Here is a 12,603-nt window from a genome sequence, read left to right as displayed (position 1 = left end):
TATTAATATCAAAACAATAACTACTCTTTTAATATTCCTAAATTCCAATCTGCTGATCCCACAGGTTTTTTCACTTGTAGAAGAAAATGCTGATTAGCTTTAGCCATAGGTTGCACAACTGTTCCAGAAGGTGTCGAAAAGGAAATTCCCCCTTTTAGTAGTTGTTGCACACTTCCTGTATTAATTGATAAGCCTCTAAAACCAATTTCCATTCCATAACCAGCGGAGATCCAAAATTCTGTATTTTGTCTTACCAAATGCTTATGTTTATTCGCTATGGTAATATAAACTAACACGCGATCACCTAACTTATTTAACTCCATTCTATTAACAATACCAACATCAACACCACGATACATTATAGGTGAACCTTTCGTAATATTAGATGCATCAGATATTTCAAGTACCAAAGGAAAGCCCGTAGCATATTTTTGATTATTTGGTGCTGATTGCTGTAATGCAAAGCTATTTTGGGGACTTCCTGTCCCTACTTCAATATCAATATAAGGTTGTAATATAGTCTCTAAATTTTGGATTCCCCCTGCGGAAATTTCGGGTGAAATAACTTTAAATTTACTGCCACTTTTAGCAATTAATTTCATATAATCACCATTAATCAAAGCAGTCGCTTGTACTTTATTTTGTTTTGTTAAAACAATATTTTCAATTTGTCCGACATTTAATCCCATATAGCGTAATGCCATACCTTTACTTAAATAAGTTGCATCATCTGACATCAAAGTAATTACCTGTCCTGCTGATTTTGCTCTTATTTCACTAGGATAAAGTGTTTTATTATCTTTTCCACCAATATTATCAAAACTAATAGCCCCCTTTAAAGAACGTCCAACAGGGCTTGCTTGAATACTAATACCTTGTGGAGTAATATCAATCTTAGCGGCATCTTCAACCCAAAACACACTTTTTGATGTTAATAAATGCTGATACTTAGGATAAATATAGACATCAATATCAAAACTTTTTAATGTAGGTCTAATATCAAGAATCTTACCAACTTCATATTGTCGATAAAGCACTAAAGACCCTGAACTAATACTTGGTAAATTACTTGTTTTTAATGTTATGCTCGGTTGTAGCTGAGTATCTAAAATACCCATTTCAGCATAACTTAAACTTTTATATAAATGATAACGTTGTTCAGGCTTTCCTTCATTTTTTTTACCAGCAATAACACGAATCCCACCTTCTAACCATTTTTCAGGTGTTGCGGCTTCCATTTTTAAACCATCAATACCAACACTTACTTCCAAATTAGAAGCGGCAACAAATAAAGTATCTTTTTTTATTAAATGCTTAAATTGTTCCAAAATAACAACTGAAAATGTAACTGAATCAATATCAACTTTTTGTGTTACAATCTCACCAATTTTAATATTATTATAATAAACAGGTTCACCCTTACCTACCCCGTAAGTTTCTGGTGCAGTTAAGGTAATCAACAAGGAACCAGATTGTTGCAACAGTAAATCTTGTGCATTAATTGCTGTAAATGTTTCCTGTGCTTTTCCCTCTCCTGGAATAACATCCAAATAATTATCTCTTAGTAATGTATTAATATTTTTTAAACTTGCCAAATTTAACTTATTTTTTCTCAATACAATTTTTGTATTTTCTTTAAATAAGTGTCTCATATTGGGATCAATTAATAATCTCACTTCCTCTGCTTTCATAGTGTTTTGATTGAGACCATTAGCTTCAGATTCGTTAGCCTCATCTTTTGCAACATAATCTAACATCGATCCTATTTTGACATTTTGATAATAAACATCAAACTTATTAGTTAAATCAATTTTAGGAATATGACTAAGATCTACCGTAATTTCAAATCCACGTTTTGCTGAAATGAAATCATCATATAGCTTAAATTCTGCATTATTCTTAGCTATTTCACTTTTCTCTGGAGAATCAAATGTAATCGCCCCCTGAACTACGGCATTCAAACTGTCTACTTTCAGAGAAAACCCCGAAGAATCAAGATTTGCATTAATACCACTAATATTCCAAAAACGACTATCTGATTTAACAAAATGGGTATAAGCCTTATCAATCACGATATCAATTAAAACTGTTTGAGTTCCTTTAATAAAATGATAGCCATAAACTTTTCCCACTGGAATTTTTTTAAAAAATACCGAAGAACCTGCCGAAATAGATCCTAGATCATCAGCGACTAAATGTAATAATAAATCCCCATTAACTAACTGAGCAATAGGTCCCTCTGGTTCAGCAACAAATTCATCTTCATCATCACCATCACCGAGTTGTAAAGTAATATAATTACCTGAAACCAAAGCATCAATGCCAGAAATACCCGCAATAGAAGCAGTCGGTCGAACAATCCAAAACTTTGTATTCTCTTTTAATACTTCTGTTGCCTCTGGATAAATATTTGCTCGAACTTCAACTTTCTGAAGATTATCAGTAAAATTAACTTTCTTCACAACCCCTATCTGCAATCCTTGATAACGAATAGGAGTCTTACCGGCAACCAAACCATCACCATTATCAAAAACAATTTTAATATTTGTACCTTGCTCTTGAATAATCTGAACAAAAAGTAATGCACCAATACATAACGCTATAAAAGGTAATAGCCAAAAAGGTGATATTCTTCTTTTCTTACGAATAGTAGCAGCAACATCTTTATAAAGATGATTATCTATATTATGTTGATTATTTTCTGTCATAAATTTTCCAAAGTAACCGGCTATCAAATTGAGAAGTTGAAATCATCGTTAAAAAAACAGCAATACCAAAATAAAATGCCGCAGGCCCTACTGAAAAATCAATAATCTGTCCTCGACTAACAAGTGACATCATTAATGCTAAAACAAAAAGATCTAACATTGACCAACGACCGACAAAATGAACAATATGTAATAGTTTCATTTGCCATTTAATATTTTGTTTAATTTTAAAATGAATACAGGTAAGTAAATATAGCATAATTAGAATTTTGCTAACAGGTACAAAAATACTGGCGAAAAAAACAATAAAAGCAATAAAATAGCTTCCTGTATTAATAAAAGATAACACACCAGACATCAAGGTATCAGCAGTAGCCACCCCATTTACATAAACAATAGAGATAGGAAGTAAATTAGCTGGAATAAGCATAATAATGCCGGCAATTAACGTTGCCCAAGTTCGTTGTAATTTAATATCGAAGGATTGCTGAATAATAGTTTGACAACGAGGACAACATTGATTGCCTTTTTTATCAAAATAAGCATTTTGAAATGTATATTCACAAGTTGTACATAAAAATGGTTTAGTAATTAAATTTCTATTTAACACTTTATGTTCAGGATAAAAATCATACCAAAGGGATTTTAAATTTAATTTAATAAACAATAATGTAATTAAGATAGTAGTACAAATAAAAGCAATGAGATAAATATCAATATACAAAGAAGCGTATTCGCGAACCTTAAAAATGGTTACCCCTAATGCAACAAAATACACATCAAACATAACCCAAGGTTGAATATAACCTAATGTAATAAGCACATTACGAGGTTGAATTTTCAAAAGTTGAGAAATACGCAACATAAGAATTAAAATAACAAAGAAAAGTGGTGCAATAACAGAACAAATCAAAATTAAAAAAGCGGTATAAGGATAACCATTAGTCGCCATTTTCCATATACCTTGCCAAACCGATGCATCTATCTTTGAACCAAATAAATCAATGCTTAATAAAGGATAATTTAAAGCAAATGGCAATAAAATTAAAATTGATAATGCGACTATTGAACAACGACGTAGTCCCCAACGACTTCCAGAGATAACCGTATTATGACAACGAGGGCATTCAGCTTGTTGATATTCAGAGAGAAAAGGAATAGAAACTACCGTATCACAATCAACGCAGTGATCAATGTGAGATTTTTTATTAATTAAATTATTTTCTTTTCTCATCAGTTATTCGCCAATAATAGAAGATTTAAATAGCATATTATTTTTGTATAAAGAAATGATTAAAATACGGTATACCTTATTTTATTACTTAATGCCAATATTCTATACTAAATCCCCTAATTATCCTAACTGATAAAAATTTAGATTATTGTTCTTCACTAGAAAAAAGAAATGGGTTTACACCACTACGAGCAAAGCCTTTTTCTTCCATTTCGATATCTAAGAAAATACTCGCCAAATCATCTGCGATAGCATCAATATCAGCATCTTTTTCTTGATAAAATGCCTTAAGGTAAGTATGGCAATCACCACAACTTTCAGCTTTAATTGCTGAAAACTCGCTATCAATAGACCAATAATCTAATTGGCCAGTTTGCTCACAATTAGAACATTTTGATCGCACCATATTCCACTCAGTTTCACATAAAGAGCAATGTAAATAACGAAGACCTTGTGTTGCCCCAATTTGAATCACACTCGATACAGGTGCAGACCCACAAACAGGACAAATATGCAAATTATCACTATTTTCCATTATCGCATTATGTGATATTTTCTGTGTCAACAATTGCCAATAAACAGAAAGTGCCGCCCAAATAAAAATAGCTTTATCAGTTCCTACGGAACTAATCTCTTGCTTTAATAACTGATCCGCTAACCGCTCTAATTCACTACTAGAAGATTTTTCTAACCAATCAATAGTCGCCAAAATTACTTCATTTGCCTCTAACTTCACATCAGATAACAACATCATAAGAATCTGTTGCCAATGTTGATCACGTTTCCAAGAGCTAACGTGCAATGGCATAATGTCTGATAATTGTTCTGGTAATACAATATCAAAGGAATCAGCTCTATTCATAATACTTAACTGACTCTCAACAATTTTAGAAACAAAAAGTAAGTAATCCGCCATAGGATGATTAACGGCAAGTTTTTGTAATCGCTCTATACGGCGTTGATAAATTTTTTTTGAATTACCAAATAAAAGTGGTGGTGAATAAGGGTTATTTGCATTTTGTTGAATCTGTTCTTTTGGTAAAATTTTAATACTCATAATTAGATTTCTATATTAGTAATATCAATGATTAATCATTTAAACTAAAAGTGCGGTAAATATTACCGCACTTATTTAGCCCTATTTATTGCTCTCTTTTTAAGCTATTCTCTTTTTCAATTATTGATTTTTCTAGTTCAGGTAAAACATCCTCTCTAAACCAACGTGGATGATGTTTTTTTGCCCAACGAGCCGTAACCCAACCTTCAATCATTCCTCGAATTGAACCTTTAACCCAAAATGCCATATAAATATGTACCATAATACCGGTAAACAACATAAATGCACTGGCAGAATGAAGTAAAATAGCAATTCGAATAACTGGAATAGGGAAATTGTGTGAAAAATATTGTCGCCACATAATAATCCCCGTCACTAACAATGTCATCATCGCCAAAATTAACGACCAAAATAACATTTTTTGACCAAGATTATATTTTCCATTATCAGAAACAGCATGCTCATTACCTTTTAATACTTCTTTAATATTTTTCAACCATACCCAGTCATTTTTTTCTGGAATATTATGTTTCCAATAAATTAAAGCTAAATTAATAAAAGCAACAAACATTACAAGTCCTGTAAATGGATGAATAAATCTTGCAATGCGAGGATTACCTAAAATTTCCGTCAACCAAGAGAAATCAGGAAAGAAAAATGCTAATCCAGATAAGCCAGTTGTAAAGAAACAGATTACTAACAACCAATGACTTAAACGCGCAGGAAGTTTATGACGTATGACCTTTTGATCGTCTTTGATCTTAATCTTACTCATGTTTACCTCCATTATGCTTTTCATCTTCATGTTCATCAAGTTCCTCAGTATTCGGTCCTACTGCAATATAATGTGCAACTTCACTCAATACAATACCGCCAAAAGCGACCGCAGCAACAGGTTTCAAGAAGTCTTTCCAAATCTTAATTGTTGGATCAATATGTGGATCTTTTGGTAATCCCGAATAAATCTCTGGTCGATCGGCATGATGTAAAACATACATAACATGTGTACCACCTACACCTTCAGGATCATATAATCCTGCATTTTTATAGCCTCGAGATTTCAAATCAGCAATACGCGTTTCTGCGTAATTTTTCATCTCTTCTTTACTACCAAAATGAATAGCGCCAGTAGGACAAGTTTTCACACAAGCAGGCTCTTGACCAACACTTACCCGATCAACACATAATGTACATTTATACACACGGTTATCTTCAGGATTCATTCGAGGCACATTAAATGGACAACCTGCAATACAATAGCCACAACCAATACATTTATCAGATTGAAAATCAACAATACCATTTGCATATTGAATAATCGCACCTGGTGATGGACAAGATTTCAAACAACCTGGTTCAGAGCAATGCATACAACCATCTTTACGAATTAGCCACTCTAAACGACCATTTTCCTCTACCTCATTAAACTTCATGACTGTCCAAGCTTTAGCATTCATATCAATTGGATTATCATAAGTTCCCACACAAGCTTGTGGTTCTGTACGCAAATCATTCCATTCTGAACAAGCAACTTGACAAGCCTTACAACCAATACAAGTTGTTACATCAATTAATTTTGCAACTTCAACTTGATGATCCCTAGCTTGAGGTGGAGGTGTTAATGCTGATGTTGCAGAAGCTTTAATTACATCTTGAGATTGAACATTACTCATATTATGCCCCCACTTTTTCAATATTAACTAAGAAAGTTTTATATTCAGGTGTTTGCGTATTAGCATCACCAACACGAGGCGTTAATGTATTAGTCACAAAACCTTTCTTACCAACAGTGCTAAAACTCCAATGCACAGGTAACCCTATGGTATGCACTTTTTTACCATTAATATCAAGTGTTCTTAGACGTTTAGTCACAACTGCAACCGCTTTAATATAGCCACGTTTTGACCAAATTTTCACATAATCGCCTACCTGAATTCCTTTTTCTTTTGCAAGATCTTCACCAATCTCTGCGAATTGTTCAGGTTGAGCAATAACGTTCAATAGTGATTGTCCTGTCCAACAATGGAAATGTTCAGTTAAACTATATGTTGTCGCCACATAAGGGAATTCATCAGCTTTACCAAAGGTATCTTTATCATTTTCCAAAATACGAGCAACAGGATTTGAAATCACATTTGGATGTAATGGATTTGTTCCGATTGGGCTTTCTAATGGCTCATAATGTTCAGGGAACGGACCATCGCCAATACGATTTAAGCCAAAAATCCCACCTACGCCATCTGGTTGCATAATAAATGGTGCGGTTTTGGTATTCGGTGGAGCATTACCAAAATCTGCCACATCAACATAGTTCCAGTTTTTACCATTCCATTTTACTAATTGACGTTTTTTATCCCAAGGCTTACCAGACAAATCTGCACTTGCTCGATTATAAAGTACACGACGGTTAGCAGGCCAAGCAAAAGACCAACCTAAGGTATTACCTAAACCTGATGGATCAGAATTATCTCGATTTGCCATTTGGTTACCTTTTTCAGTCCATTGACCTGTAAAGATCCAACAACCAGCAGCAGTCGAGCCATCATCACGTAAGTGAGCAAAAGTAGAAAGTAACTCTCCTTTTCTTGCTATTAAATTACCATTAGTATCATAAAGATCTTCTAACGCATAACCATTATTTTCTTTTGCTAATTCATCTGCTTTCGGCTCTAATGGATTAGCATAATTCCATTGCATTGCTTCAAAACTTTCTAAACCAACACCACCTTCTTTATGATACATTTCAAGTAAAATCTCACGTAATTCAGAAAGAATATCAACATCAGGTTTTGCTTCTGCTGGTGGTTCACTTGCTTTCCAGTGCCATTGCAACCAACGACCAGAGTTTGCAATAGAGCCATCTTCTTCGGCAAAACAAGTAGTCGGTAAACGAAAGACTTCTGTTTGAATATCGGCAGGATTAACGTCATTCATTTCACCGTGATTTTGCCAGAAATTTGAAGTCGCTGTCTCAATAGGATCACAAATCACCAAAAATTTTAATTTACTTAATGCACTAACCACTCGATTTTTATCAGGGAAAGATGCAACAGGATTAAAACCTTGACAAATATAACCATTTACTTTGCCATGATTCATCATATCCATATAACGATAAGGATCATAACGAATATCCCACTTAGGCAAATATTGGAAACCAAACTCATTGTCTTTTGTAGCGTTATCGCCATAGAATGTCTTGAGTAGGCTAACCATAAATTTAGGTGTATTTTTCCAGTAATTAACTTGCCCTTCCCCAATCTGTTTAGGAGTAACGCTTGAGAGATATTCTTCTAAAGTGCGGTGTTTTTCTTGTGGTAATTTTAAATAAGCAGGTAAAGTATGTGGATATAATCCAAGATCAGTCGCTCCTTGTACATTGGAATGTCCACGTAAGGCATTCACGCCACCGCCAGCCATACCAATGTTACCTAACAATAGCTGAATCATCGCCATAGAACGAATATTTTGTGTTCCCACAGAATGTTGAGTCCAGCCTAATGCATAAAGGAAAGAGGTTGTTTTATCTGGTGCCGCGGTTGCACCAACAGTTTCACAGAAATATTGAAAATCTTTTTGTTTTACCCCTGTAATCGTTTCAACCATTTCAGGCGTATAACGCTCAACATGCTCACGTAATAAATTAATTACACAGCGTGGATCTTGTAAAGTTAAATCACGTTTTGGTTCACCATTTACTTCAAATTGATAACGCCAAGTAGCTTTATCATAGCTACGAGTGGTTTCATCATAACCAGAGAATAAACCATCTTCAAATTTAAAACCTTCATCTACTAAGAAACTCGCATTAGTGTAATGTTTAACATACTCATGTTGAATCTTATCATTTGCTAATAAATAACGAATTACCCCAAGCAAGAAAGCAATATCTGATCCCGCACGAATAGCTGCATAAAAATCAGATACCGCCGCAGTACGATTAAATCTCGGATCAACAACTAATAGCTTAGCATTATTTTGCTTTTTCGCTTCTACAACCCATTTAAAACCAACAGGGTGAGCTTCCGCAGGGTTTGCTCCCATCGCAACCACGACATTGGCATTTTTAATATCAACCCAGTGGTTAGTCATTGCACCACGGCCAAAAGAAGGACCTAGACTGGTAACAGTCGGACCGTGGCAAGTACTTCCTTGGTTATCTAAAACCACCATACCTAAGGCACGACCCCATTTATGAGTTAATAAGCAAGTTTCATTACTTGCCGCAGAAGCACATAGCATACCCGTTGTAATCCAACGATTAACTGTTGTACCCTCTGCATTTTTTTCTTGGAAATTAGCATCACGATCTTCTTTTAATAATTTAGCAATACGATGTAATGCTTCATCCCAAGACATTCTTACCCATTTATCTGAACCTGGAGCTCGATATTCTGGGTATTTTAATCGATTTGGGCTATTTACAAAATCAACGGCACCCGCCCCTTTAGGACAAAGTGAACCACGACTGACAGGATGATCTGGATCGCCTTCAATGTGAAATAGTTTTGCCCTAGCATTTTTTGCACCATCACCAAGACTATACATCAACATTCCACAACCAACAGCACAATAAGTACAGGTATTACGAGTTTCTTTCGCTCGTAATAATTTGTATTGGCGAGGTGCTGCTAATGCCGTAGAAGGTGTAAAACCTAGCATCGCAGCTGATGTTCCCGCCATACCTCCTGCACAGATCTTAAAGAACTTTCTTCTAGTGACCTGCATATAAAGATACTCCTTTTACCCCAAAATATAGATTATTGGGATAATTTATAGTAGATTTAAATTCATTAGGTTGCTATATAATTGTTAATAAATTATTAACAAAAAATATACATGTCTAGATTACGACTTTTTTTAGTCTAAATCCACACAAAAGATATTGATAAAGAGAAAAAATAATGACTTGGATCACAAAAAAGAAAATTAGTTACATAAATAAACAAAAAAGCTTGACAAATAAAAATGATAATATTTCTTATTTAGAAAAGGAAGATATTCTAGCTAAAGAATCCCCTATTGCGCTCGTATACAATGGTATATCTCATACAGTCATGATGGCGTCACCTAAAAATCTTGAAGATTTTGCAATAGGTTTTTCTATCACAGAAGGAATTATTGAAAACCCAAAGGACATTTATGGTATTGATATAGAAGAAAAAATAAATGGCATTGAGATCCAACTCGAAATATCTTCACGCTGTTTTGTTCATTTTAAAGATCATCGTCGTACTCTATCTGGAAAAACTGGTTGCGGAATTTGTGGTACAGAGCAACTTAATCAAGTCATAAAAAAACTGCCTATTTTAGACCGCACTTTTACTTTTAATATAGCTTTGCTTGATAACTGCCTAAAAAAAGTCAAAGAAATGCAAGAATTAGGAAAGCAAACAGGTGCGACTCACGCTGCAGCTTTTTTCAATACACAAGGTGAATTTGTAGCAATCAGAGAAGATGTAGGCCGTCATATAGCTCTAGATAAATTGCTCGGTTGGTATGTAAAAAATGGTTCCCCCAAAGGTTTTATTATCACTACGAGCCGAGCTAGTTACGAAATGGTACAAAAAACAATAAGTGTAGGTATCGAAATGCTTGTCGTTATGTCCGCAGCAACGGATCTTGCCGTACAAATCGCAGACGAAAGCAATCTCACCTTAATTGGCTTTGCACGAGAAGGTAAAGCGAATATTTATACACATAAAACACGTTTATATATTAAGTAAAAATCTCCAATAAAAAATACGGCATTTTGCCGTATTTTTTATTAATATCTATTCTATTAACGTTTCTTTAAAATCAACACTAATATTGCAAGGGTTACTGCTGTTGCAATAAACCCTAATGTACCTGAAAGTGTAAAACCAACTACTAAAAAGCCAACAATAGTGGCTACAGCCAATGTTAAGGCATAAGGTAATTGACTAGTTACATGGTCTATATGATTACATTTTGCACCAGTAGAAGAAAGAATTGTCGTATCTGAAATCGGCGAACAATGATCACCACATACAGCCCCAGCCATTACCGCAGATAAACAAGGCAACATTAATTCTGGTGCAGCACTTGCTGCCATTGCCGCGGCAATCGGTAACATAATCCCAAATGTTCCCCAGCTTGTTCCGGTAGAAAATGCCATAACAGAGCCAAGTACAAATAATAAAGCAGGTAAAATTGCTATAGGTAAACTATCTGAAACAAGACTTGCTAAATAAGTCCCTGTTTGCATATCTTTTACCACAGAATTTATTGTCCAAGCAAAACACAGAATCAAAATAGCACCTAACATTGATCTAATACCAATACCCCACGATTTTACATATTCTGCAACGCTCACTTGGCGATCGATTAAAATACAAAATGTCGCAACAATAATAGAGGATACTCCACCAACAACCAACGAAATACCTACTGTTGTATTTTCAAATGCTCCTAATATTGTAAATGGATTATTATCTGCCACCAGTGCTTGATAACCTGTATAAATCATCATAGAAACCGTTGATAAAATTAATACTACAATAGGTAAAATCAAATTACGCACATGACCGTCAACACTAGCTTCAATCTCATCATTCTCAGGAGCTTCCAAGGCTAATCTTTCATGTCTTGCCATCGAACCAAGATCAAATGAAAAATAAGCAACAAAAAATACCATCACAATAGAAAAAATTGCATAAAAGTTCATTGCGCTCATTGCCATAAATGCACCAATAGGTGAATATTCAGTAATAGAATAAGTAGCTAATAGCCCTGAAATTAAAGTAATAATATAAGCACCCCAACTTGATACTGGCATCATCACACACATCGGAGCAGCAGTTGAATCAAGAATATAAGCTAATTTTGCACGAGATACTTTAAATTTATCCGTTACGGGACGAGCAATTGCCCCCACTGCAAGACTATGAAAATAATCATCAATAAAAGTAACAAAAACCAAAGAAGCTGCCATTAATTTTGCCCCTCGACGTCCTTTAATACGTTTTTGAGCCCAATTTGCAAAGGCTTGATTACTGCCTGAAATACTTAAAAGTGCGGTCAAAATACCTAGTAATACTAAGAATAAAATAATATTGATAGTATCCCAATTAAACGCAATACTTCCTTCTTCGGTACTATATACTAAAGAAGACACACTTTTTAATAAATAAGAAAGCGTATTCATAATATTAAAATCGCTCAACATTAATGAACCAATAATAATACCAAGACTCAATGATAAAATGACTCGACGAGTAACAATCGCTAATAATAACGCTAATATAGGGGGGACAATCGACCAAACTGACGTTGAATAATTGACTAATTCCATTTTGTTCTTCCTGTATTAAATTTAAGGGAGAACCACCGAGAGAAGATATGAAAAATATAATAAATAGGCAATATATATTTAATCTAGCCAGTAGCGCTCCATAGTAAAAAAGATAACTATGACAGTGACGTTCCTTTCGAACACGCCACCAACCAATTAAAATGACTCTTAACTGATTTCGGCAATTACTCCTTTCATTTTTCATCAACGTTATCCACTCCGAAAAAATACTTATAGTAATTGCACCTCTACCTATAAGGTGCTTAACAAGATACCTAAATTTTATAAA

At 34.3% G+C, this 12,603-nt stretch carries 8 protein-coding genes and 1 riboswitch; of the genes, 1 reads left to right on the top strand and 7 read right to left on the bottom strand.

The window, feature by feature from the left end:
• Nucleotides 1–20: 20 nt before the first annotated feature.
• The 6 genes from EV697_RS03170 to fdnG form a co-directional block, all read right to left on the bottom strand.
• On the bottom strand, nt 21–2,708 hold the full coding sequence (locus tag EV697_RS03170; protein WP_132022539.1) for a PqiB family protein: 2,688 nt from the start codon (nt 2,706–2,708) through the stop codon (nt 21–23).
• On the bottom strand, nt 2,695–3,942 hold the full coding sequence (locus tag EV697_RS03165) for a paraquat-inducible protein A (protein WP_132022537.1): 1,248 nt from the start codon (nt 3,940–3,942) through the stop codon (nt 2,695–2,697). Before EV697_RS03165 ends, EV697_RS03170 begins: the two co-directional genes overlap by 14 nt.
• Before the next feature lie 145 nt (nt 3,943–4,087).
• Complete coding sequence (fdhE, locus tag EV697_RS03160; protein WP_132022534.1) at nt 4,088–4,999, bottom strand: formate dehydrogenase accessory protein FdhE; 912 nt, start codon at nt 4,997–4,999, stop codon at nt 4,088–4,090.
• 85 nt (nt 5,000–5,084) lie between these two features.
• Nucleotides 5,085–5,774 (bottom strand): formate dehydrogenase subunit gamma, encoded by a 690-nt coding sequence (locus EV697_RS03155; protein WP_132022532.1) that lies wholly within the window; start codon nt 5,772–5,774, stop codon nt 5,085–5,087.
• Entirely contained in the window at nt 5,767–6,672 is a 906-nt protein-coding gene (gene fdxH / locus EV697_RS03150; RefSeq protein WP_132022529.1) for a formate dehydrogenase subunit beta, read from the bottom strand. Before fdxH ends, EV697_RS03155 begins: the two co-directional genes overlap by 8 nt.
• A 1-nt stretch (nt 6,673) precedes the next feature.
• On the bottom strand, nt 6,674–9,727 hold the full coding sequence (gene fdnG, locus EV697_RS03145; protein WP_132022527.1) for a formate dehydrogenase-N subunit alpha: 3,054 nt from the start codon (nt 9,725–9,727) through the stop codon (nt 6,674–6,676).
• Nucleotides 9,728–9,903: 176 nt separating this feature from the next.
• On the opposite strand from fdnG, the gene fdhD reads away from it, so the two are divergent.
• Entirely contained in the window at nt 9,904–10,725 is an 822-nt protein-coding gene (gene fdhD / locus EV697_RS03140; RefSeq protein WP_132022524.1) for a formate dehydrogenase accessory sulfurtransferase FdhD, read from the top strand.
• A 56-nt stretch (nt 10,726–10,781) separates the two neighbouring features.
• Here the strand turns inward: fdhD and EV697_RS03135 are convergent, their stop codons facing one another.
• Nucleotides 10,782–12,314, bottom strand: a complete 1,533-nt coding sequence (locus EV697_RS03135; RefSeq protein WP_132022521.1) for a Na+/H+ antiporter NhaC family protein — start codon at nt 12,312–12,314, stop codon at nt 10,782–10,784.
• 83 nt (nt 12,315–12,397) lie between these two features.
• A riboswitch (Lysine riboswitch) is annotated at nt 12,398–12,573 on the bottom strand.
• Nucleotides 12,574–12,603: the final 30 nt, after the last annotated feature.

The sequence above is a fragment of the Bisgaardia hudsonensis genome, assembly GCF_004345785.1.
Taxonomy (GTDB): domain Bacteria; phylum Pseudomonadota; class Gammaproteobacteria; order Enterobacterales; family Pasteurellaceae; genus Bisgaardia; species Bisgaardia hudsonensis.
Note: the sequence above shows the minus strand (reverse complement) of the source record. Positions and strands in the feature narration are given on the sequence as shown.

Coding starts and splice junctions, on each gene's coding strand:
- EV697_RS03170 (WP_132022539.1), bottom strand. CDS start 2,708: ATGACAGAAAATAATCAACATAATATAGATAATCATCTTTATAAAGAT.
- EV697_RS03165 (WP_132022537.1), bottom strand. CDS start 3,942: ATGAGAAAAGAAAATAATTTAATTAATAAAAAATCTCACATTGATCAC.
- fdhE (WP_132022534.1), bottom strand. CDS start 4,999: ATGAGTATTAAAATTTTACCAAAAGAACAGATTCAACAAAATGCAAAT.
- EV697_RS03155 (WP_132022532.1), bottom strand. CDS start 5,774: ATGAGTAAGATTAAGATCAAAGACGATCAAAAGGTCATACGTCATAAA.
- fdxH (WP_132022529.1), bottom strand. CDS start 6,672: ATGAGTAATGTTCAATCTCAAGATGTAATTAAAGCTTCTGCAACATCA.
- fdnG (WP_132022527.1), bottom strand. CDS start 9,727: ATGCAGGTCACTAGAAGAAAGTTCTTTAAGATCTGTGCAGGAGGTATG.
- fdhD (WP_132022524.1), top strand. CDS start 9,904: ATGACTTGGATCACAAAAAAGAAAATTAGTTACATAAATAAACAAAAA.
- EV697_RS03135 (WP_132022521.1), bottom strand. CDS start 12,314: ATGGAATTAGTCAATTATTCAACGTCAGTTTGGTCGATTGTCCCCCCT.